The organism is Methylobacterium carpenticola (assembly GCF_042748905.1).
Taxonomy (GTDB): Bacteria; Pseudomonadota; Alphaproteobacteria; order Rhizobiales; family Beijerinckiaceae; genus Methylobacterium; species Methylobacterium carpenticola.
The window spans coordinates 5,283,665-5,306,970 of the sequence record NZ_JBHZEO010000001.1; the positions used below are offsets into that span (position 1 = coordinate 5,283,665).

Genomic DNA, 23,306 nt, shown 5'->3' on the forward strand with positions numbered 1-23,306 from the left:
GGGCGTGGCGCGTCCGTCAGGCCGCCGGCGCATGGCGCAGATCGGCCTTGCGGCAGAGATGCAGCCGGATCTCGTAGGCTGCCTCCCCGGTGGAGCTCTCGGGCGAGACGGGTGCGGCGCGGACGTGACGGGCATCCGCCCGCTCGGGCACCAGGGCGGCGAGGAGCGGGCGCGCGTCGGTCGCGGCGTCGATCGGACCGATCACGACCTCGATTCCGGCCGGATGTGCCGCGAGCGCCTCCGCGAGGCGCGGGCGTGCCACGATCGGATCGGGGGCGAGGTGCAGCGCGGCACGGGCGGGCGAGACCTGCACGGCGGGGGCGGGGGCGTCGAGACCGTCGATGACCTCGCAGAAGCGCGCGATGTAGCGGTCCATCGACAGGTCCGTGGCGGCATAGCGGGCGGCACGCCGCCCGAAGGCGTCGCGAAGGGCGGGATCGGCCGATAGCGCGGTCAGGGCCGCGGCGATCACCCCGGGCGCGCCGATCGTCGGGATCTTGACCGCGACGTCGGCCGGGATCTCCTTGAACGCCGCCGTATCGGACACGAGGCAGCAGGTTCCGTTCCCGAATGCCCGTGCCAGCGAGCCCGAACTCTCGCCCTCCGAGGGGAAGCGGAGGTTCACCAGCACGTCGGCCGCCGCGATGGTGGTATCGAGGTCGCTCTCCGAGAGATAGCCGGTGACGCGCGATATCGCCTTCACCGCCGGGAATCGATCGAGGAGGGCGGACAGGGGCACCTCCTCCTCCCGCAATTCGCCCGCCTGGATCCAGATCACCGGGCGGGCGCTGGTCTGCGCCACCTGGTCGAGGGCCTCGATCAGCCACTCGTAGCGTTTGCGGCGATGAACGAAGCCCGCCGTGACCACCACGAAGGCGTTCCGGTCGAGGTTGAGGGCGGCCCGCGCGGCCTCGCGCGACGGATTCGCGGGGGTGTAGGCGAAATGCGGAATGACCGACACCTTCGCGGCGGCCGCCTCGCCGTGGTGGCGCCGGATGAGCTGGCGGGCATGGTCGGAATGCACCACGATGGCGCGGGAAGCCTGCAGAACCTCCGCCAGCGCGTCGAACAGCACGTGGTCGACCCGGGTCGGCCCGCGGCCGTCCTCACGCGCGGCGCGGGCGAACTCGGCCGCGCGGGGGTTCGACGCGATCATCAGGTCGTAGAGATCCTGGGTTCCGGTGCCGGCGACCTGATACAGGTACAGGATGCGCGGATCGTGCAGCACAACCACGCCGGGATAACGCAGGGCGGCGCGCAGCACGAAGACATGCCCGGGATTGTTGCCGAGCTGATACACGATCTTCGCGTTCGGCGGCAGATGCTGGAACGCGAAAGCCTCGTCGACGAGCGAGACCCCGTCCGGTACCTCGGCGAACAGCGAATCCGAGCACGCGCTGACCCGGTACCGCGAGGATAATCCCGCCAGGACGCGAACCGCATAATCTGCGATGCCGTTCCGAGATGGAGGCAGAGGGCTGAAGAAAAAAATCTCCTCCCGATCCTGACGCCGCAGTTTGACTGGCTGGGCATCCATCAGCATCGTTCCTGTAATGAGGCGGGCAGCGTGTATAACTCCGGGAGCTGAGGCGCAAGACGCGCCGCTGAATTTCCGGACCGCCGGCCAAGCCGTGGATGCATGTCTGGCGATCTTTGGACGATTGCCTCGAGCAGCGCCCGAACGCCGTGCAATCGGCCGCAGCTCTAAGCCCTTGATCGAACGCGCCTCCTTGTGCCGAACCGGAATCCGCTCCGCCGGGAAGCGCTCTGAAGGGCAGCCGCAGCGGGTGATGCCGAGACCAGCCGCTCGGGATGGCACGGCCGCCGCCCCGGAGTGCCGCAAGCGATGATCCGGGGTCCCATCAGGCCGGTTCGCCCACGATCGCGAGCCGTGTCGGCCGAAGCAGATACATGCACGATTCCGACCAGCCCTCATACAGGGCGAACCCAACGCCCGAGCGCGCGAACAGCGCTTCCGTCTCGTCGGTCGGATCGACGATGATCAGCACGGCATGTGCGCGGGACAGGGCGAGCAGCTCCGACGAGGCGGCGCCGGGGGACGACATGTCCATGAGGCAGATCGACCTCGCCCCAGGCTTGCCGCCGCCGTCCAGTCGCGCCCGCAACTTGTCCTCGATGAGTCCTCCGCGCTCCGCCTCGACGGCAACGGCAGTGAAACCGCGCGACAGCATCTGCCTGCACGCGTGAATGCCGAGCCGGGCCGGGACGTCGAACCCGCACGCGCTGCAGACGAGCCCCTGCCGGCCTCCGGATTCGGCCTCGCCGCTCGCGCGGAAACGGTTCCTGCTCTCGCAGACGATGCAGTATCCGGTCAGCGGCTCGTGCTGCAGCAGGGCCTGTCTCACCCTGCCTTCCGCCTCCTCCCGGATGGCCCTCACGCGGGGAGGCAGCCCTCGGCCGGCGTGAAGGCTGCGCAGCGGCAGGTGAGGGGGGGCTTCGCCCTTCGGGCGGCTTGCGAAGATTTCCAGCAACGTGTGCTCGTTCTTTCCCGAGGCACCCGACCAATTGAAGCCATAGTCGATGCTCGAGTAGAAATCATGACCGTTCTTATAAACCAGCTCTCTATACTCCGAAAGCAAGTCACCAACACATCCAAATGTATTTATGTTAAATTCGTGGCTATGCCTTGAGAAGACACTGGCATCTTCGATCAAGTTACCGCTGAAATGGAAGAACCTCAATGGCATGTCGTTGACGTGCCACTGCGTTCCGCGCTTGGCCAAGCGTCGCTGGCTCAGGTTCCAGTACGCGGCGTTGTAGCCGGGATGCCGCAATATGACCGTGTCCCCGATCATCGCGGGCAGGAGGTCGGCCCACTTCTGATCGACGAACCGCCCGCGCGGCAGGTCGATGATGCACTCGGTCTCCAGCCGCCGCGACCACCACGCCACGATCCGGCGCACCTCCGGCGTATCGGCAAAGCAGCAGAACCCGAGATTGTAGATGCCGTAGATCAGGAACATGCCGTCGTTCATGTCCGCGAACTCGGCGGGCTCCGTGATGTGCGGAGTCAGGATGCAGGGTGCCCCCTCGCGGATCAGCTCCTTGAGCTCGCGCAGAGGAGAGCAAACCATGATGTCCGGATCGAAATACGCGGCATGCTTGCCGGGGTGCCGGTCGAACAAATACAGAAACATGAACGGCTTGAGCGATGTATTCAGCTCCGTGATGCTGTAATTATCCTTCATGAAATCGAGATTTGGCACTCCGAGATCTTCTATGTAAATGATCTCGAAATCGAATCCGCTCGGATCCAGGGAATTTTTTTCGTCACAGAGAAGAAGATAGAATGTGACATCCGGCTCGTGCTTCGCCATGGATTCATACAGTGCCAAGGCGTAGCTCATGAAATTGGCAGAGCAAATCGTGAAGAATATCATTTCATGATCCCGACGCAACTACACTGCCGACCATCGCCCAACAGTGGCGCGATGGCCATCCTGCGCGAGGAGATGACCCGGGTGCTCCGCTCGCATGTTCCCGCGGCCCTATCCGATACGACTGCCGCCGGCACCTTCCGGGCCTTGCTCACCCGGTCCGGCCGGACCTGCCGCTCGGCGCTTCATGACAGCCCGGCCCGGCACCATCAAGTCGACGCCTCCAACATCGTCGCTGCCGGAAGCCCTGCGCCGCAACGGGAGGGATCATCCTTATCCGCCGCACCGACGAAGGGTCGGCCGGGACGGCGCCCAACCATGATGTCCAGCTCCCGGTGCGTCCGCCGATGGAGCGACCTTGACCCTCGCCGGCTGCACCGGCGGGATGCCGATCGGCCTGCGACGCTGCTTGGGCCGCCCGCGACACTCGGAACGGCGAGTCTCCGGTGATGCCGGCACCCCATGCCGACGCCTGTGAGGGACCAACACCTCTGTCTCTGGTTCGGCCCACACCGTGTTCCCACGGCGCGAAGGGCCGCTTAGGCTCTCACGATGAGCGCTCCGATCCGATTTGCCGATTACTGGTCCATGCAAGACCGCGATGTGAAGCTACCGAGCGGCGGGATCGCGGACCTGAAGGCCGCCACGGATCGCCTCGGAATCCATTGGATCGATCATTTCCTGAGGGGCGGCCACTTGGTCGTTCCGAGCCCGCGCGGGAGCGGGAACCTGACGATCACCCGCGTCCGGGCGGTGTCGTGGAACACGATGATCCTGTTCTCCGACGATCTGGCCGCCGGAGTCCTCGTCTCGTCCGTGCTCGGGATCGGCTTTCCGATCGTGGGCGTCGTGTTTCTGGGCGACGCCGTGTTCGTGAATTGGGGACCGGGCGAGTTCGGGGTCTCCGCTCAGGATCTGGAGACCTTCGCGCGATGGGCCGCTTCCGGGCTCCTTCCGGGCGAGCGGGTATCGGCCGTCTCCGTGCTGATCGGCCACGAGAACTTCGCTCACGTCCTGCACAACGAGGTGGCCGGGCTCGAAAGGTCTCACCGCGACAGGGCGGGGGCGGCCATCCGGATCGCCGAGGTGATCGTGACGCGCGAGCCGCTCGGTCCCCTGCGCGAGGCGCTCCCCTTCATCCGCGAGATCCCGACCCGCCACATCGCGCCCGCGGCGATCGGCGCCGAGTGCGAGCAGCGCCCGATCCTGATGATCGGCGCCACGCAACTGAGCGCCCGCGCGCGTCAGGACGTGATCGCCTTCATCGACCGCACCCAGCCGGAACAGCACCCCGAGCTGTGCGCCGCCCTGCGGGAGGCGCCGCGCCCGATCCTGGTGCTGGGCTTCCGCTCGCATTCCCGGGTGATGGGCAATCTCTCCGAGGCGTATCTCGGTGTGGTCCGGCGCCTGCGCGAGCGATACGGCGCCGTCACGCTGATCCTCGACGGGTTCAGCCTCCCGGCCGATTACGACCGACCCGACGCCTATCCGGGATGGTTCGCCTGGATCGCCGGACAGTGCGGGGCGGTGATCGAGGCATTCATCCCGGCGGCCCGCGAGGCGGGAGCCTCGGCCATCTTCTCCACCGCCGACATCGCCGTGCCGACCGCACTCTGGATGACGCGCCAAGCCGACTTCTACTTCACGAACCAGGGCACGCAGCAGCACAAGGCCGGCTGGTTCTCGGACGCCTACGGCGTCGTCCACGGCCCGCCGGACCGCCTTACGCCGCGCGACGTCGCATGGTTCGATGGGCTCGTCGACGGCGACCGATCCTTCGCCGTCCTGCCGGCCGACCTGTACGACGTGGACGCCGATTCGGGCGATACCTCGGCCGGCCATCGCTTCCGCGATCCGCAGGAGGCCGCCGCGCGCGTTGCCGAGCTGATGATCGCGCACGGGCTCGTCCGGGCGCCGGCGGATCAGCCCGAACCGGCTCCGGACCGCCCGCCGTCCCGCTGGGGCAGGGTGTTCGGCCGCCCGCTCGCGCGGCGCCTCACGGCCCTGATGCAGCGGGGCATCCGGCCCGGAGCCGGCTCCGGCTGATCAAACCCGGAGCCGGCTAGTCCGCGCGGCGTAAGCGCCGGGACCGTCAGGCGTTGTCGCGGCCGTACACGTCCTCGATCCGGACGATGTCGTCCTCCCCCGTGTAGCTGCCGACCTGCACCTCGATCAGCTCCAGCGGGATCTTGCCCGGGTTCACCAACCGATGCACGCAGCCGATCGGCAGGTAGATCGCCTCGTTCTCGTGCACCAGCGTCACCGTCCCGTCGACCGTTACCTCGGCTGTGCCGCGCACCACCACCCAGTGCTCGGCGCGATGGTAGTGCTTCTGGAGCGACAGGCGCCCGTCCGGCTTCACGGTGATGCGCTTCACCTGGAAGCGCGCACCGATGTCGATCCGCTGATAGGAGCCCCAGGGCCGGTAGATCAGGCGATGCGCATCCGCCTCGGGCTCGCCGCGTGCGCGCAGGTCCTCCACCAGGGCCTTGACCTCGCTACCCGCCTCGCGGGTCGTCACCAGCACGGCATCCGGCGTGGTGACGACCACCACGTCGTCCAGCCCCACGACCGCCGTCAGGATGTCGCCGGAGCTGTGCACGAGGCTGTTGCGCGTGTCCCGTACCGCTGCCCGGCCGCGCAGGGCATTGCCCGATCCGTCCTGCTCCGAGATCTCCCACAGCGCGCCCCAGGTGCCGATATCCGACCAGGGGAAGCGGACCGGCAGCACGCCCGAGCGCCGGGTGCGCTCCATCACGGCGTAGTCGATGGAGATCTTCGGCGCCTGCGCGAAGGCGGCCGGATCGAGCCGCACGAAGTCGAGGTCGCGGCTGGCCCGCGCGAGGGCCTGCTCGGCGGCCTCGAGCACGGCCGGCGCATGCGCGCGCAACTCGTCGAGCATCACGTCGGCGCGGAACAGGAAGTAGCCACTGTTCCACAGCGCCCCTTCGGCGATCAGGCCTTCGGCGCGAGCCGCGTCGGGCTTCTCGAGGAAGCGCGCGATCGCGTGAGCGCCGCTCGCGCCCGCCGCTCCGGGCAGAGGATCGCCCATCTGAATGTAGCCGTAGGCGGTGGCGGGTGCGGTGGGCGTGATGCCGAGCGTCATGATGGAGCCGTCGCGCGCCGCGACCGCGGCGGCCCTGGCGGCGGCGACGAAGGCCGGCGTGTCGCCCACCACGTGATCGGCCGCGAGGATCAGCACCAGGGCCTCGGGATCGCGGTGGGCGGCATTGAGGGCCGCCACCGCGACGGCCGCCGCCGAGTCGCGGCGCTGCGGCTCGAGCAGGATGTCGGCTGCCACGCTCACCTGGGCGAGCTGCTCACCGACGGTGAAGCGGGCTTCCTGGGCCGTGATGACCGTGGGCTTGGCGAACACGGCGGTGTCCGTCAGGCGGAGCGCCGTGGCCTGGAACGACGACCGATCCACCTCCGCGAGGGGGATGAATTGCTTCGGATGGCTCTCACGCGAGGCCGGCCACAGCCGCGTGCCCGACCCACCGCAGAGGATGACCGGATGGATCAGGTTGTGCTCCGTGGCAGTCATTTCTTGCTCCAACACATGCGGCGTTGCGCTTATCAGATCGATTTGGGCGAGAGTAGGGACCGAGCATCCGCTTCTGGCGCTGCGCATTGCGCGCGAGCATGTCTCACGATGACCCGCTCCATTCTCCGCCGGTTGCACGTCTCAGATCAGGCGCGCGGTCTGGTTGCGCACGCCGCCGCTGGGGAAGGGTGGTTCCCGCGACAGGCTTGAGCCAGGATCCGGCGCGTGTACATATGCGCACCGCCATCCCCTTCCGGCCCGCCTCCTCGGGCACCATGGCGCGTTCCACTGGTCCAGCAGGACGGACATCCTCAAGCAAGCGCTCACACGCGATGCCTCGATCCCGGTCTGCCCTCGGCCGAGGCGTCTCCTCCAGCATGTCGTGCAAGGTTCGACAATGAGAAAAAGACGTGGCATGTTTGTCGAATACGCGGTCAGGACCGGGCGGGCATTGAATGGATACCGCCGCAGGCGGCCGATCCGAACGAAATCACAAGCGTCCAAAGACTATGCCGCGATAAAGAACAGCACCGGCATGTTCGATGCGGCGTGGTACCTGACCGAGTACCCCGACGTCAAGCAGTCGGGAATCGACCCGATCGCCCATTACGTCGAGCACGGGTCCAAAGAAGGGCGCATGCCGAACCCGCTGTTCATGACGCACTGGTACCTCGACCGGTATCCGGAGGCGAGATCGTCCGGCGAGAATCCCCTGGTCCATTACATCCGGCACGGCGTCGATCGGGGGCTGCAGCCCCATCCTCTCTTCGACACGGCTTGGTATGACCGCCAGTACCCGGATGCGGCACGCGGAGGTCTCCACCCACTGGCACATTTCCTGCGCCACGCATTCGACGGCACCGTCGACCCGAATCCGGTGTTCGGCACCGGCGCATACCTGACGCGTCACCCGGATCTCGGTAAGACCGGGATCAATCCGCTGGCGCATTATGCCGCCACGGACGTGAATTTCTGCGCCAAGGCCGAGACGGCAAGAGCCGGCCAACCCCACAGGAACGGTCGAGAAATCCTCTATATCGATAGCTACCATCCTCGATTCAAAGCCGATTCAGGATCCCTGGACGCGCTGAATTTCCTCCGAATCTTCATCGGCCTGGGTTTCAAGATCACCTTCATCGCAGCTGCTGAGTTTTTCGACCAAAATCCGCATCGTGATCATATCGAAAGCATGGGAGTTGACTGCATTGATTACTACAAATTTAAATCTGTCGAGGATTTGATTGCCAGACAAGGCAATTCATTCAGTATTTTCTTTCTTTCAAGAATCCATTGTGGCGGGAATTACTACAAAGCGGCTAGGAAGGCGGCGCCGGAGGCGAAGATTATTTTCAATACGGTCGATCTCCATCACGTGAGAGAGGAGCGGGAAGCGCGCCTCACCGACGACCGGGTATCGCTCAACCGCAGCTACTGGACGCGCGAACGGGAATACTATCTGAGCAGAATGTGCGACGCGACGATCGTGGTGTCGTCGGTCGAGGCCCGGATCATCGCGGACAACGTCAAGGGCGCGAACGTGCGGGTGATCCCGCTGCTCCGCGACCTGACCGGGCGCGGGAGGCCTTTCGCGGAGCGGGACGGCGTCGGGTTCATCGGCGGCTACCGCCATACGCCGAACATCGACGCGCTCCTCTACCTGCTCACGGAGATCTGGCCCCGGGTCACCACGATCAACGACCGCCTCACGCTGTACGTCATGGGCGCCGACCTGCCGGCATCGTTCAGGGAGCGGAACGACCACAACGTCGTGTATGTCGGGTACGTCGACGACATGGCGGAGGCGTTCGGGACGCTGCGGGTGACGACGGCCCCGTTGCGGTACGGCGCCGGCGCGAAGGGAAAGCTGGTGTCCAGTCTCCTGCATGGCGTCCCCTGCGTGGCGACGCCGGTCGCGGCCGAAGGCATGGATCTGGTGTCGGGACAGGATGTTCTGGTCGCCGATGATCCGGCCGCGTTCGCCGCGATGATCTGCCGTCTGCACGACGACCCAGCCTTGTGGGAACGTGTGTCACGCTCGGGCTACGCGCACGCCTCGCAGTTGCACGACATCAACCGCGGCTCCGATCTGATGCGAAGCCTGCTCGAGAGCATCCGCTCCGATTGGCAACTGGCACATACTGAGGATGAAGGCCCCACAATAGCGGCTCTCGGCACCCTCTGACCACCGGATCGAAAGGTTGCACGGCGACTTGCATTACAGTGAGTTTTAGTTTTCCGATCTCCGAATCCAACTGATCAAAGCTGAGATCAGCTTCGTTGTCCAAGTAGGGCAGAGTGACCATGCGGGTCTCTTACCGTTTGTTGCTCCCTGGTTTGTCGTGTGGATCATAGAGATGCGGTTCGCAGCGCGATGGGGGCACGTACCGGGGTCTCATCGCAGAGCCGGGCCCACAGCAAAAAGCAATCCTGCAAAATCTTACTCAAAGATGAAAAACCTACACTCAATCGAGACAGTTTCAAGTCATCTGCGGGATGATCCTTTATTTTGGAAAGATTATTTAAATGGCTTTTACTTTATTCCCAATGAAAATATCAGTTTTGCCACCTATTTATTGGAATATATTTGCTACCGTCGCTTCTACACGAAGCCTAGCGCGTGTTACGGACCCGGGCCTAAGTGCCTGTAATAGCTCATTAATCCGATTGGCCGCGGTGATAAAAAAATCATTGCCTCAACGGGTTAGCGTTGGTACGTAACACGCTCTAGCACTACCTGGGCACAATGCCGGATTGCGCAGCGTGATCAACGAGTTGGCCGAAGTGGTCCTTTTCGCTAAGTCATTGACACAAAAAGATTTTTCAGAAAATCTGCCCAAGTAGTGCTAGGTCATTTCACTACCTGTTAATTTGCGGATCATGGCTCGCCTGAAGCACAGCCGGACCAGCCTACCCTTATGCCTATGCGAAGCCGATGGAATGCAGAGCGTGCCAAGACCCTGCAACCTATGAGGATCGCCCCTCTAGAGCCATGATATGAGGCGGGCTTGGCATTGCGAAACACTAGATGTATCATGCTATCTATGTGTCTTCTTCAATTAGGTGAAATTTGATTATGCTAAACCTGCAAACATATACTTCTTGTGGAGATCTTATTGCGCCAGGGTTTAGGTCTTTGCCTTACAAACGAACCACACCTTTGATCTACGGACCTCGCGCAGACTGGATGAAGGAAGTCATTTCGCAGAAGGTTGGCGAAGAGGTAAGGGCACCAGACTTAAATATTGTAAAGTTCAGGGATGTTACGATACACGGGCCGGGGGTTGCAACACTGGCAAACAAGATAATCGTAAAAGAAACACTGCAAAATTGTGAGCATGATGCTGTCCTTGGCAATGTTAAGCGCATCGAACAGAAGGATGAATTCGAATTAATATCCGAACATGAAGTTCAAGAAAGAAAGGGCAATTTCATTCATTTAAAAGTTCAATGGGATGGAAATTATGGTCACTGGCTAGTTGAATGTCTTCCTCGCTTGATACTTCTTTCGCAAGTCGTTCCTGTATTTGATTATCAAATTATCGTTTCCGGTAATGGCGGGCGGATTGACCAAGTCTATATTGATACATTATCTCAAATTGGAATTGCGAGGGAGCATATTTTTTTCAGTTATTGTCATAATTATCACTTCAATGAGCTGATCTATCCGGGACCAATTACCATTCAGCCCTGGATAAAATCACCGCTGGTTGTAGCAGCTCTGAGCGAACTCCGCACATCCGTTATCGCAAACACAGCCGAAAAACAATCCAATACTCCGCGAAAAATTTTCATCGACCGCCCCAATACATCGCGGCGCCCACTGATAAATATTGATAAAATCAGAGATATAGCCTTGAGCAAAGGCTTTACCGTTGTCAATCCTAGCGGTATGAGCTTTCATCAGCAGGTGCGCGCATTTGCACACGCCGAGGCTGTTGTCGGCGTGCTGGGAGCCGAGTGCACAAATATTGTTTTTAGCCCAAAAGGCGTCAGATTATTTGGCCTGTCACCTGAACACATGCAAGATGATTTCTTCTGGGATCTGGCTTCTTTGAAAGAGGGTCACTACGTCTCGCTGCACGGAACAAGTTCTAAATCGGAGGATGGCATGAACTCACCGTTCGAGATTGATGCTAAGTTATTCGATACCCTGCTAGCGCAGTTCATGGAATATTGAGTAAAATTTACATATTCAAAATAACGCCCAAAGCATTGCTTATCGTGCGCTAAAATCATTGGACGGAGTCGAGAAATATCGGAGATAAACCTGACCTCAGCACTCTGGTTTCTTGTGGATGGCCCATTGGCCAACTGATACATCTCTGCTCGTGATGACTCGGAGTTTCTTCCCGCCCAGCGCAACCAGGCCTTGTATGACCACATCGTCGTGAGCCGCCCGCGCCTGAATTCTGCGGTGGGCTGCGTCGACTGCCGTGCTATGCCGCCAACCGGACCACGATGGACGTGCAGACGAGCCCGGCCTCCCACATTCGGCTTGGAAGGCTGGACAAGCTTGAACAGCACCTGTCTTGCACTCAATCGTACCTGAGCCGTGTCGGCGCCGATGGAGAGATCATGAGCAGTCTGAAGTTCGGAACAAGCGGCCTGCGCGGCCTGGTGACGGACCTCGAAGGCGGGCCGAGCTACGCCTATGCGAGCGCCTTCTTCCGCTCCGTCGCGGCGACGAGCGGCACAGGCCGCGAGGTCGTGATCGGACGGGATCTGCGCGACAGCAGCCCAAGGATCGCCGAGACGGTGGCCAGCGCGGCCGCGGCGGCCGGCTTCGACCCGATCGATTGCGGCGCCCTGCCGACGCCGGCCCTCGCGCTGGAAGGCATGCGGCTTGGGGCTTGCGCCGTGATGGTCACGGGCAGCCACATCCCGGAGGACCGCAACGGCCTGAAATTCTACCGGCCCGATGGCGAGATCACCAAGGATGACGAGGTCGCCATCCTGGCCGCCCTCGGCGGCATCGAACAAGCGGACGCCCCCTCGGCACCCGTCTCCGCGGCCCCGGACACCGGTGCGCTCGAACGCTACCGCAGGCGCTACACCGACGTCTTGCCGTCAACGATCCTGTCCGGCTTGCGGGTTGCCGTCTATCAGCAAAGCTCGGTCGCCCGCGACCTTCTCGTCGATCTGCTCACGGCGTTCGGAGCGCAGGTGGCGCCGGTCGGGCGGTCCGCCGTCTTCGTGCCGATCGACACGGAGGCCCACCGTCCCGAGGACGTCACCACCATCCGCGACGCCGTGACCTCGGGCGGCTTCGATGCGCTCGTGACGACGGACGGCGACGCCGACCGGCCGCTCGTCGCGGACGGCACGGGCCGGATCGTGCGCGGCGACATCCTCGGCCTGATCACCGCCCGCTACCTCGGCATCGACACGGTCGTGGTGCCCGTCACGGCGGGCTCGGCCCTCGAGCAGGCCGGGTTCCGGCGCGTGCTGCGCACCAAGGTCGGCTCGCCCTTCGTCATCGCCGGCATGGCGCAGGCGCAGCAGGAGGGCGCCCCCTCGGTCGTCGGCTTCGAGGCGAATGGCGGGTTCCTGCTCGGGTCGGACGTGACCATCGGCGGGAGAACGCTGGCCGCCCTGCCGACCCGCGACGCGGTGCTGCCGATCCTGGCGACGCTGGCGGCGGCGCGCGAGGCCGGCCGGCCGCTCGCCGATCTCGTCGCCTCACTCAATGCAGGCGAGACTGCGAGTGACCGTCTTCCCAACACGCCTGCGGAGCGGAGCAGTGCTCTGCTGCGGCAGCTCAGCCAAGACGCATTTCGCCAGAATTTCCTGCGCCCGGTCGGCACGCCGCTGGCGGTCGATGAGCAGGACGGGATCAGGATTGAACTCGACGGCGGACGAACGATCCACTTTCGGGCCTCCGGAAATGCGCCTGAACTGCGTTGCTACGCGGAGGCGCAGTCGGCAGCGGAAGCCCAAGAGCTCGTTCGATGGGGATTGGCGGCCGCGGCGGCGGCCATGACGTGAGTCGCGAGGGGGAATGCAGGCCGAACCGCGGTCCCTCGCAATCTCCGTGAGAGGCGAGCGGACCGCTTTGCAGCCCTCCCGTGCGGCGGCACCGCACAGGTCAGGCGCCGGCTCAACGCGTGCGCATCATCCGCGCCCGCGCGGAGCCCCCGCGGGGAGCCGGAGACGAGCGCCCTCGACCTCGGCGTGAGCCGGCAGACCGTGGCGCTGTGGCGCCAGCGCTTCGCCGGGCACCGGCTGAAGGGGCCTCGTTGATGCGCCGCGCTCCGGCGCATCCCGTTGCATCAGCGACGAGGCTGTTGATCAGCTGGTCATACGGTTTCCGGATGATCGCTTCGCGATGCGGAAACCGGCCTCGCTCAGGCGCCGCGCGGGCTCGTGATACGGTTTCCGAAAGTGATCGTCCGGAAACCGTATCACTCCCATCCGAGAGGCGGCCCGCAACGCCCTGCATGGGAGCCGCAGCGGCATGAGCCAGACTCGCGCGTTCGCCCTGCGGTCGCACCACGCCGACACCTTCGAGTTCGCCGCTGATCCGATCTTCGTCGAGAAGGCCGGCACCATGATCGGCTCCGGCTTCGTCCGCAGGTCACACCGACATGTGCGTCGTGGCTGAACTCGGTTGATACCGACGGCCATGTTCCGTGATCGCTGTCATAACTCCGATCACGAGGCATGACATGACAGCGTTGCTGGCAATACGCCTCGCCTGGATCAGACGGAGGACACCCAGATCGATCATCAACGGACCGAAGCGCCGATGCGGATCGGCCCGCACGAGCCTGAAGCTCCGGTCGACCAGTGACGATTTCGGTCCGTGGGATGGCTCCCCGAGCAGGACTCGAACCTGCGACAAGGCGATTAACAGTCGCCTGCTCTACCAGCTGAGCTATCGGGGATCGCGCTGGGGCCGCCTCTCTAGGCGAAACGCGGTGCGGCGTCAAATCGTTCTTTCGCCCATCGGCAGCCCTCCCGGATCACCGGCGAAACCCGCCCGTCACGACGCGGGGAGGGGCCGCCGAAAGCCGGGGCACCGAGCCGCCCCGGCCGCTCGATGCTGCCAGCACCTACCACGTCCAGCGGCAGCAGGTGACCCTGATGGACCACGGCCCAGCCAGCAATAGGAGCCCCGCCGCGCTTGTCTGCGCCGCCGGGAGGCGCCTCGACTGGATCCGTAACCTGCCCGCCAGCCGCCGGAATCGTCAGAAATCGTGGATTGACCTCGGTTTCGGTGTGAATATTCGCTGAATCCCGTTGACGGACCGCACCAAGCACTACACTGATACGACCAGCTAAGCACAGGGACACATAGATGAGCGAGACCGAAGCAGCGCCCGTCGATCTGAGCGGCCTGACCAGTGATATCGTGTCGGCCTACGTTTCGAAGAACAACGTCCCGAGTGCCGAGCTGCCGGCCCTGATCCGGAGCGTCTACGACACGCTCTGCAACATCGGAAAGCCCGCGGCTCCCGCGGCCGATGAGGCGCCGAAGGCCACTCCCGCGCAGGTTCGCAAATCCATCACCGTCGACCACCTCATCAGCTTCATCGACGGCAAACCCTATAAGTCCCTCAAGCGGCATCTGACGAAGCACGGCCTGACGCCCGAGGAATACCGGACGAAGTTCGGTCTGCCGCGCGACTATCCGATGGTGGCCGAGAGCTATGCCAAGCAGCGCTCGGAACTCGCCCGCAGCCTCGGCCTCGGCCAGATCCGGCGCGACCGCGCCGCCAAGGCGAAAGCCGTGGAGCCCGAGCCGCCGGCCGTGGTCGAGCCCCCCGAGGTCGTCGAGGCCCCGGCCAAGAAGCCGGCCCGCCGGGCGCGCTCCAAGGCCGCCGCGGAATAGCCCCGAGGCGCCGGCCGCGCGCTGCGGGCCGGCTCCCGAATGGCCGCGCGCCGCCGTTCACGGCAGCGCGCGGATTCCCCCCAGAGCAGGGGTCGTCCATCCCGGGACGGATCCGGCTCCTGGTGCGTCAGGCTCCCACTTGGCGCCGTTCCGTGGCCCGCGGCAGCCAGCCCCGCAGATCCTTCGTCGCCATGCGCACCGGGACCGGCCGGGGCGCACAACCGGCTCGGCGGCACGTATCGTGCCGTGCTCGGCCGGGATCGCACGATCGACGGCTTGCCGAGGGCACCGGCGATCGCCCCCGGAATCCGCGACGCCGCCCGGATCTTGCAGATTGCCCGCTGCCCACCGAGTGTCTTCCGAGCCGGAACGCGACCGATCGGGAGATTCGCGGCGATGCAGCATCGACCATCGTCCTCATCCCAGGGCTTCCCTTTCCAGGTGGACCAGCAGGTCCAGCGGGTGGTAGCCGCCTCCCTGGTGCTCGCGGAGCAGACATTCCTCCTCGGCCTCGCCCTGCAGGCTGCGTGGGTCGAAGCCTGGATGCGCCCGCTCCTCCAGGCGAGCGAGGCCTGTCGGCACTGGCATACGCAGCAGGAGCGGCGCGCCCGCTTGGTGCGGCGCGGGATCCCGGATCGGCTCGCCCGCCGGGGCCTGCGGCTCGTAGAGCCCTGAAGCCGCTGGCCTACCCGCCGGAATTCTGACCCAAGGTCAGGAACCGACCGCGGAACCGCCCGTTGACGAGACGCACTGACCGACCATCCGGTGTGCCGTTGGGCACACCGGGCGGGGCCGTTTGCGTTTACCGAATTTCCAACGGACACGCTTGCCGGGCGGCAACCCTTCGGGTGTTCGGGACTTATCTATGGCAGAACGGTGGAGCGGCGGCTCCGCCGTCGACCCTCACGCGAAGCTCTCAGGAACAGGATGAACCCCATGCGTGCGCACCTCGGCGCCCGGCTGACCCTGCTCGCCGCTCTGACCGCCGGTGCAAGCCTCGCCACTGTCCCGGCCTTCGCCGCGCCCGCCGTCGACAAGACCCCCGCCAAGGCTCAGGGCCGCAGCCCGGCAGTCCGCGACGTCACCGCGACCGCGACGACGCCGGAGGACGCCGCCGACGACGCCACCTGCACCACCGCCCGCAAGCGCCTGTTCGTGGAGGGCGAGGGCTGGATCGTGCGCCGCGTCACCACCTGCCGTTAGGTCCCGGTCACAGCAGGGCGAGGTCAGCCGGTGCGGCTCCGGCGAAGACGCGCTGCAGGCTCGCAGGCTCGAGGCCGTAGAGGCACCGCAGCAGGCCGGCGAGCAGCGACCGGTAATCGGTGAGAACCGGAAAGCCTCGATTCTGGACGAGATGCGCCTCGTCGGCCCGCACCTGCGGTCCGGCGATCCGGCCGCCCTTCACGCCGCCTCCGAGCACCCGGCCGACGCTGCCGTGGCGGCGATCGGTGCCCCGGCTGCCGTTCTCCCGGACGGTGCGGCCGAATTCCGACAGGCCGACCACCGCCGTGTCGACCCAGCCCGGGCCGACCTCCTGCGCGAAACCCGCGAGACCCCGCCCCAGTTCGCGTCGAGGCGCCCGGCGGCATTGTCCGCATTGTCGAGGAAGCGCGGCATCGCCGGATGGCGCAAAGTCGCCCCGAGCAGGTCGCGGAAGCGGCCGAGCGCGTGCGGACGGATCGCCGTATCGACGTAGTCGCCGACCATGGCGCGCAGGTTGGCCTTGCCCTGATGCACGTTGAAGCGGTTGAACCAGAACCACGTCAGCCGCTCGCGCACTCAGCCCCGCGGCGCCAGGGCTCGGCCGGCGTCGCGGCCCGGGCGAGGCCCGGCCGCCGCAGGCGCCGCATCATGATCGTGAGGCTCCCGTGACCCAGGGCCGTCACCCTGCGTCACGATGCGGGGCGGGATTGCGGCAGGGCTCCTCACGATCCCGTGCCCGCCTCATGAAAAACCCCGCCTCCGGAGGAGGCGGGGCCATCGCGACCGGACCGGCCGTCACCCTCAGGCGAGGATGTCGCGGTCCTTGGTCTCCGGCACGAACAGGAGGCCGATGACGAAGGTCATCAGGGCGATCACGATCGGGTACCAGAGGCCGTAATAGATGTCGCCGGTCTGGGCCACCATGGCGAAGGCGGTGGCGGGCAGGAGACCACCGAACCAGCCGTTGCCGATGTGGTAGGGCAGGGACATCGAGGTGTAGCGGATCCGGGTCGGGAACAACTCCACCAGCGCCGCCGCGATCGGGCCGTAGACCATCGTCACGTAGAGGACGAGGATCGTCAGGATGGCGATCACGAGCAGCTTCTGGCCCGAGAAGATGTCGATGGGGTTTGACGCCTTCACGATGTCGGGGTTGTTGGCGCCCGGATAGCCCGCCTCGGTGAGGGCGGCGGGCACCGCCTTGGCGAAGGCCGGGTCGCTCACCGGGAACTCCTTGCCGGCGACGGTGACCACGGTCGGGGTGCCGGCCGGGACCGCCTCGGTCCGGTAGTTCACCGCGTTGCGGGCGAGCAGCGCCTTGGCGACGTCGCACTCCTTGGTGAACTTGGCCGTGCCGACCGGGTTGAACTGGAACGAGCAATCGTTCGGGTTCGTCCGGACCACCACCTCGACATTCGACTGCGCGGCGTAGAGCTTCGGATTGGCGTTGGCGGTGAGCACCTTGAACAGCGGGAAGTAGGTCATCGCCGCGATCAGGCAGCCGCCCAGGATGATCGGCTTGCGGCCGATCTTGTCCGACAGCGCCCCGAAGAACAGGAAGCCGCCGGTGCCGAGGATCAGCGACCACGCGATCAGCACGTTCGCGGTGAACTGGTCGACCTTGAGGATGCTCTGGAGGAAGAACAGGGCGTAGAACTGGCCCGTGTACCAGACCACGGCCTGGCCGGCGGTGAGGCCGAGCAGGGCGAGGAGCGCCCACTTGGCGTTGCGCCACTGGCCGAACGCCTCCGAGAGCGGCGCCTTGGAGTGCGTACCCTCCTCCTTCATCTTCTTGAAGGCGGGGCTCTCCTGCATCTGAAGCCGGATCCAGACCGAGATGGCGAGCAGCACCACCGAGACCAGGAAGGGAATGCGCCAGCCCCAGGCCTGGAAGGCGGTGAGCGTCGTCGTGGTGCCGTCCGGGTTCTGCGTGACGGTGGCCGGGAAAGCCGCGTTCACGTAGCCCTGCGTCGACAGGATGATGATGAGCGAGAGCAGCAGGCCCAGCGTCGCCGTGGTCTGGATGAAGGCGGTGTAGAAGCCGCGCCGGCCGGGCGGGGCGTGCTCGGCCACGTAGACCGCGGCGCCGCCATACTCGCCGCCGAGCGCGAGGCCCTGGAGCATGCGCAGGGCGAGCAGCGTCACGGGCGCGAGCCAGCCGATGCCGTAGGCGCTGAGCGTGCCGTAGGAGGGCAGGAGGCCGACGCAGAAGGTCGACAGGCCCATGATCAGGATGGTGATCAGGAAGGTGTGCTTGCGCCCGACCATGTCGCCGAGCCGGCCGAACACCAGGGCGCCGAAGGGCCGCACCAGGAAGCCCGCCGCGAAGGCGAGCAGCGCGAAGATGTTGCGGGTCGCTTCCGGGTAGGCCGAGAAGAACTGCGCGCCGATCACCGCGGCGAGCGAGCCGTAGAGATAGAAGTCGTACCACTCGAAGACGGTGCCGAGGGAGGAGGCGAGGATGACCCGCTTCTCCTCCCGGGACATCGGCCGGGGGGCGGTCACCGCCTGCCCGACCGCGGTTGCTGTTGCCATGGGGGCGTTCCTCCGTGCTGCGAGCCGCAAAGACCGGCGGGCGCCGTTCGCGTTCCGCCGGGCGGCTCGGTCGCCGCGCGATCTCGATCCGTGCGGGGGCCCGGGACCGGTCGAGTCCGGCCTCCGCGCATAGCCCCGTCACGGTCGCCAGCCAGGGTTAATCCAGCCGCGATCCGAACCCAATTCTCCGTTCGTCGTCAGACTTTCGGATCATCCGCGCGCCCGGCGATCCGCGCGACCGACTGCCCCTCGCCGACGCCCGTCCGACCCGCGGCGCACGCCTGGTTGATGTTGGGTAAACTGGGCACAGGGCGAGATCCTGCGTCCGGGCGAGGAGCCTCATCGGGCTGAGCAAGGTCGCCAATATTCCGCCGAAGGCCGGAATCGGCCTCATGACCCAAGGGAAAACAGCCGCCGGACGCGCCGCGCGCGCCGAAGCTGCACCCACCAAGAGTTGCATCCAGGAGAGAGCGGCCGAGCTGGGCCGTTCACCCGGCCACCCGCGCCGGCATTATTCAGCGCCACGCCATGCTTGCCCGATCCTTATCTATCCGGATTAGGGGCGATATTCAAACTCTGAACAACACTATTACTGCGATTTCTAGAACACAGGTTGTACACGCTATACACAGGCTGACGTTCGCTCGAATGCGTGCGTTCTCTTTAATACCTTGTTAACTTTGGATCGCTGGAGGGCTGGGGGCGCCTCCACTCACCAAAGTCGGATGCTTCCGGAAACGAATGGTCATGAGCCGCAATTCAGCACACGTGATCCGTGAGATCAGCCAAGCTTCGCTCCGGCCGGTCCGCAATCCTGCCGCGCCCGGCATCGCGGCTCCGACCCCGCGCGCCTTGCTCTCACCTTCCGTCTACACGCGCCTTCCGGTCCGTTCCCTCGAACGGCACTACGCGGCCGTGGCCTACGACGTGAATCGGGCGCTCGATCAGGTCCACGACATCGCGATCGAGGGCGGATACGACCCCTTCATCGCCGAGCTGATCGACTTCCTCGGCCTGCTCAAGGATTCCTTCAAGGACAGGACGTGGCGCGAGGCGGTGCTTCCGGCGGCGCGCGGGCACAAGGTGGCGGCCCTGGTCCACGAATGCCCCTTCACCCGCCACTCCTTCGAGCGGCCGCGCGGATATCCGGGCGATGCCGGGCTGCTCGACTTCGTCTACCGTCATCCGGTCGCGCGGCCGTCGGAGGAGGCCGCGACGGCGGGCGGACGGGCGGTCATGGCCCACACGGTGAATGTCAGCGCCTGCCAGGCCGTGCGGCAGCGCAAGGCGCTCCTGGCGCGGACCATCGACGCGGTGGCGGACCGGCATCCGGGGGCGGAGGTGCTCGCCGTGGCCTGCGGCCACCTGCGGGAGGCGGAGGAGAGCCTTGCCCTGCGCGAGGGCCGGGTGGCGCGCCTCGTCGCCACCGACCAGGACCCGGTCAGCCTGGAGGTGGTGGCCGGCTACCGGGAGACGATCTCGCCCGCGATCGAGACCCGCCCCCTGAGCGTCCGGCACTTCCTCGCCGGGCGGCACGGCCTCGGCAGCTTCGACCTCGTCTACGCGGCCGGCCTCTACGATTATCTGGAGGAGCGGCTCGCGGCCCGGCTGACCCACCGCCTGTTCGGCCTCCTGAAGAGCGGCGGGCGCCTGCTGATCCCGAACTTCCGCACCGGCGTGCGCGAGGAGGCCTATATGGAGGCCTATATGGACTGGTATCTCCTCTACCGGTCCCGGGCCGAGATCGAGGCCTTCGCGGCCGAGATCCCGCCCGCCGCCATCGCCCAAACCCGCTACGTCGAGGATGAGAGCGGCCTGATCGGCTATCTGGAAATCGAGAAGCGCTGAGTCCCGCCGCCGCCGGGCCGTCACCCGGCGGTGCCCGGGGCGAGCCGGCCGCCCTTGGCCGCGAGAAGCCCCAGGGCGTCGGCGGACATCGGCCGGTTGAAGTAGAAGCCCTGGAGCAGGCGCACCCCGTACTGCTTCAGGAGCTCGACCTGATCGCCGGTCTCGACGCCCTCGACGACGATGTTCTGGCCGGAATTCTGCACGAGCGTCACGATGTCCTTGAGCATCTTGGCGCCGCGCGGCGTGTCGCTGGCCTGCACGAAGAGCCGGTCGACCTTGACCGTGTCGAAGCTGATGCGGCTGAGGCAGGACAGGCCGGCGAAGCCGGTGCCGAAATCGTCGAGCCAGATCTGCACGCCGAGCCGCTTGAGGGCCGCGATCGTCTCGGCCACGGCGGAATCGGTCTCGATCTCCAGCCCCTCGGTGATCTCGACGGCGAGCCGGTGCGGGGCGATCCGCTCCTCCGCCAGGATGGCCGCGAGGGTTTCGACGAAGTTCGGCCGCCCGAGCTGCACCGCCGAGACGTTCACGCTGATCGTCGGAATCGCCTCCGTGCGGCCGAGTTGCCGGCAGGCCTGCCGGAAGGCCCAGGTCCCGAGTTCGACGATCGCGCCCGTGCGCTCGGCGACCGGAATGAAGGCTCCGGGCGAGATCGCGCTGCCATCCGCGTCATAGAGCCGCATCAGGGCCTCGACGGCCAGGATTCGGCCCGCCGCCACGTCCCAGATCGGCTGGTAGACCAGGGACACCCGCTCCTGCTCGATCGCGGAGCGCAGAGCCTCGGTCACGCTGTCCTGGGTGCTGTTGGCGCCGAACAGGCGCTCGTCGAAGAGCTTGACGCAGTTCCGGTTGCTGTCCTTGGCGAGGTAGAGGGCGCGGTCCGCCGCGGTGATGATCCGCTCGGGCTTGTCGGCAGCGATCTGCCGGCAGAAGGCCGCGCCGATGCTCACCGTCACGGTGGCGAGATGGTCGAGGCGCGCCTCATGCGGGATCTGCAGGGCCTGGACGCTGCTGCGCATGTCCTCGGCCACGGCGGCGATCCGCGCCTCGGTCTCGGCTTCGAGGAGGAGGATGAACTCCTCGCCGCCGAAGCGGCCGATCCGGCAGCCGTGCCGGGACGCCACGCCCTCCATCACGCGGGCGACCGCCCCCAGGCAGGCATCGCCCTTCTGGTGGCCGTAATAGTCGTTGAACATCTTGAAGTAGTCGATGTCGACCAGGATCACGCCGAAGGCCGCCGACCGCGCCGTCCAGGCGGTCCAGAACTCGCCGAGCAGCTGATCGATGGCGCGGCGGTTCGCCAGGCCGGTGAGGGCGTCGGTGGTCGAGAGCTTCAGCAGTTCCTCGCCGCGCTCCGTCGCCTGCCGCTGGCGGATCTCCGCCCGCATCGAGTTGAGGAACACGCGATAGCGCTCGCGGTTCAACTTCCAATTGATGAAGATCGTCAGCACGAAACTGAGGACGTATAACGACCCGATCGCCACGTAATACTGGAACGGAAAAGCGAAGAACATCAACGTCGAAACGAAGAAGATGACGGTGATGAGGCCTGAGGTGAGGAGTGCGACGCGGAACCGGAAATTGAAGAAGAGGTTCGACACCATCATGAAGACGGTGCCGTACGCGAGATAATAGGAGACGTTCGCGCTGTGGGCGCTGAATACCGTCAGGAGCAGCCAGGACGCGTAGCCGATGACGACCCCGAGCGCGCATTGCAGCTCGATCAGCGCCGCATCGACGTTCCGCCTGATCTGCACGCCGATGCAGAGAATGTAGACGGCTCCGATCGCGAGCCGCGACAGAACCGCGTAGAAGATGACGTCGCCGATGAGGATCGCATCGGTGATCGAGAACAGGATGTACAGGGCACCGACGAACCAGATCGCCAGCCGCGCATCCTGGCGTTGCACCTGCCGCTGATGCGCATCATACAGCCGCTTGAGGAGTCCAAATCTCCGGTCATACCAAGATTTGGCGATCTCAGCGTCGAGCAACTTGGTGAAGTCTGCTTGCATATCTGGATCCTGGATGAAACCAGTGATAGCAGCGAGCGTCTCAAGAAACGTTAACGGCCAAGTGAGAAACGTTCCGCCCGGCTCTCGACCGGCCGGATCTGCGATGAAATCGGGATCGGACGGGTTTGTCCGCGCACGGACATTTGCGGCCACGGCGGAGCAGGCGAATGCCGGGCACTCGGGCGGGCTCCTCGCCCCTGCGCATTCTGCCACGGCTGGCGCTCGCGCGGGGAGGGAACGACCATGGGCGTCGCGCGATTGACGGGCGGATTCCCTGGGAGGCACCACACGATGTGGCGTGACCTGATCGGCCTCGGCCTCGCCGTGGCGGCCCTGAGCGCGGCGAGCCCCGCCGCCGCGGACCCGGCGCCCGGCCTGCGGCCGGCCGGCGGCGCCTTGCGGCCGGCTGGCGGCGCCTTGCGGCCGCCCCACACCCTGCGCCATGCCGCCCGGCCGCCCGGATCCGGGTTCCGGCACGGCCGCTTCGGCGGGGTGCCGGCCGGCTTCGCCGGCGGCGTGGTGGCGAGCGAGGCGGCGCCCCCCGTCGTGGCGGAGGGGCCGCTGCTGACGCTGCCGCAGCCGTCGGAACTCGTGCCCTCCGCCTGGGGATACGGCACCTACGGCATCCCGACCGTCGCGGGCATCGCGAGCCCGCCCCGCGCCGAGCCGGTGGTCTACGTCATCGAGGGCGGGAGCCCGCGCGCGCCGGCGACGGCCCGGACGGCCTCTATCGGGCCGGCGGTCTACGGCCGGACCCGAGGCGGCGCCTGGGAGAAGAGGGCCCAGCCGGCGCGTCCGCCCGCCTCCCGTTCCGGCGCGGCCCGGGTGGTGGAGGTCGCCGTTCCGCGGCGCTGAGCCGGCCCGCATCCCCTTCGGCGCCGGGCTCCGGCTTGCGCCGCCTCGCCGCGGCGAGGGACGGGAGCATGAGTCCG

At 65.8% G+C, this 23,306-nt stretch carries 16 protein-coding genes, 1 tRNA gene and 1 pseudogene; 10 read left to right on the plus strand and 8 right to left on the minus strand.

Annotated features, from left to right (window positions below):
* Positions 1-16: 16 nt before the first annotated feature.
* Positions 17-1,300, minus strand: a complete 1,284-nt coding sequence (locus tag ACE101_RS24555; protein ID WP_379135279.1) for a glycosyltransferase family 4 protein — start codon at positions 1,298-1,300, stop codon at positions 17-19.
* 562 nt (positions 1,301-1,862) lie between these two features.
* On the minus strand, positions 1,863-3,401 hold the full coding sequence (locus tag ACE101_RS24560; protein ID WP_379135281.1) for a hypothetical protein: 1,539 nt from the start codon (positions 3,399-3,401) through the stop codon (positions 1,863-1,865).
* A 585-nt stretch (positions 3,402-3,986) separates the two neighbouring features.
* On the opposite strand from ACE101_RS24560, the gene ACE101_RS24565 reads away from it, so the two are divergent.
* Complete coding sequence (locus ACE101_RS24565) at positions 3,987-5,444, plus strand: hypothetical protein (protein WP_379135284.1); 1,458 nt, start codon at positions 3,987-3,989, stop codon at positions 5,442-5,444.
* A 46-nt stretch (positions 5,445-5,490) separates the two neighbouring features.
* On the opposite strand, the gene ACE101_RS24570 is transcribed toward ACE101_RS24565, so the two are convergent.
* The gene (locus tag ACE101_RS24570; RefSeq protein ID WP_379135286.1) at positions 5,491-6,942 is read right to left on the minus strand and encodes a mannose-1-phosphate guanylyltransferase/mannose-6-phosphate isomerase; all 1,452 of its coding nucleotides are present in this window, start codon (positions 6,940-6,942) and stop codon (positions 5,491-5,493) included.
* A 415-nt stretch (positions 6,943-7,357) separates the two neighbouring features.
* Here ACE101_RS24570 and ACE101_RS24575 point away from each other — a divergent pair, with 415 nt between their 5' ends.
* From ACE101_RS24575 to ACE101_RS24590, 4 genes are all read left to right on the plus strand, one after another.
* Positions 7,358-9,124 (plus strand): glycosyltransferase, encoded by a 1,767-nt coding sequence (locus ACE101_RS24575; RefSeq protein WP_379135288.1) that lies wholly within the window; start codon positions 7,358-7,360, stop codon positions 9,122-9,124.
* Positions 9,125-10,126: 1,002 nt separating this feature from the next.
* Positions 10,127-11,119, plus strand: a complete 993-nt coding sequence (locus tag ACE101_RS24580; protein WP_379135290.1) for a glycosyltransferase family 61 protein — start codon at positions 10,127-10,129, stop codon at positions 11,117-11,119.
* A 398-nt stretch (positions 11,120-11,517) separates the two neighbouring features.
* Entirely contained in the window at positions 11,518-12,927 is a 1,410-nt protein-coding gene (locus ACE101_RS24585; protein WP_379138906.1) for a phosphomannomutase, read from the plus strand.
* Positions 12,928-13,396: 469 nt separating this feature from the next.
* Positions 13,397-13,543, plus strand: coding sequence for a hypothetical protein (locus ACE101_RS24590; protein WP_379135293.1), 147 nt, complete (start codon positions 13,397-13,399; stop codon positions 13,541-13,543).
* Positions 13,544-13,750: 207 nt separating this feature from the next.
* On the opposite strand, the gene ACE101_RS24595 is transcribed toward ACE101_RS24590, so the two are convergent.
* Positions 13,751-13,826, minus strand: a tRNA-Asn gene (locus tag ACE101_RS24595).
* A gap of 413 nt (positions 13,827-14,239) precedes the next feature.
* Between ACE101_RS24595 and ACE101_RS24600 the strand changes: the two genes are divergently transcribed.
* From ACE101_RS24600 to ACE101_RS24610, 3 genes are all read left to right on the plus strand, one after another.
* The gene (locus tag ACE101_RS24600) at positions 14,240-14,773 is read left to right on the plus strand and encodes a Ros/MucR family transcriptional regulator (protein WP_379135295.1); all 534 of its coding nucleotides are present in this window, start codon (positions 14,240-14,242) and stop codon (positions 14,771-14,773) included.
* Positions 14,774-15,169: 396 nt separating this feature from the next.
* Positions 15,170-15,448, plus strand: coding sequence for a hypothetical protein (locus ACE101_RS24605; protein ID WP_379135298.1), 279 nt, complete (start codon positions 15,170-15,172; stop codon positions 15,446-15,448).
* 261 nt (positions 15,449-15,709) lie between these two features.
* A complete protein-coding gene (locus ACE101_RS24610) occupies positions 15,710-15,976 on the plus strand; it encodes a hypothetical protein (protein WP_379135301.1) in 267 nt (88 codons plus the stop codon).
* A 7-nt stretch (positions 15,977-15,983) separates the two neighbouring features.
* Here ACE101_RS24610 and ACE101_RS24615 read toward each other — a convergent pair whose 3' ends face one another.
* From ACE101_RS24615 to ACE101_RS24625, 3 genes and pseudogenes are all read right to left on the minus strand, one after another.
* Positions 15,984-16,337 (minus strand): DUF1501 domain-containing protein, encoded by a 354-nt coding sequence (locus ACE101_RS24615; RefSeq protein ID WP_379138909.1) that lies wholly within the window; start codon positions 16,335-16,337, stop codon positions 15,984-15,986.
* Positions 16,334-16,552 (minus strand): annotated as a pseudogene (locus tag ACE101_RS24620) (DUF1800 family protein); the annotation flags it as partial. The gene ACE101_RS24615 and the pseudogene ACE101_RS24620, both read right to left, overlap by 4 nt.
* Positions 16,553-16,777: 225 nt before the next feature.
* Positions 16,778-18,511 (minus strand): MFS transporter, encoded by a 1,734-nt coding sequence (locus tag ACE101_RS24625; protein WP_379135304.1) that lies wholly within the window; start codon positions 18,509-18,511, stop codon positions 16,778-16,780.
* Positions 18,512-19,363: 852 nt separating this feature from the next.
* Between ACE101_RS24625 and ACE101_RS24630 the strand changes: the two genes are divergently transcribed.
* The gene (locus ACE101_RS24630; protein ID WP_379135306.1) at positions 19,364-20,359 is read left to right on the plus strand and encodes a class I SAM-dependent methyltransferase; all 996 of its coding nucleotides are present in this window, start codon (positions 19,364-19,366) and stop codon (positions 20,357-20,359) included.
* A gap of 20 nt (positions 20,360-20,379) precedes the next feature.
* On the opposite strand, the gene ACE101_RS24635 is transcribed toward ACE101_RS24630, so the two are convergent.
* Positions 20,380-22,269, minus strand: coding sequence for a putative bifunctional diguanylate cyclase/phosphodiesterase (locus tag ACE101_RS24635; RefSeq protein WP_441005382.1), 1,890 nt, complete (start codon positions 22,267-22,269; stop codon positions 20,380-20,382).
* Between the two features lie 396 nt (positions 22,270-22,665).
* Here ACE101_RS24635 and ACE101_RS24640 point away from each other — a divergent pair, with 396 nt between their 5' ends.
* Positions 22,666-23,229 carry a hypothetical protein gene (locus ACE101_RS24640; protein WP_379135310.1) on the plus strand — a complete coding sequence of 188 codons (564 nt, stop codon included), beginning with the start codon at positions 22,666-22,668 and terminating at the stop codon, positions 23,227-23,229.
* The last annotated feature ends 77 nt before the right edge of the window (positions 23,230-23,306 follow it).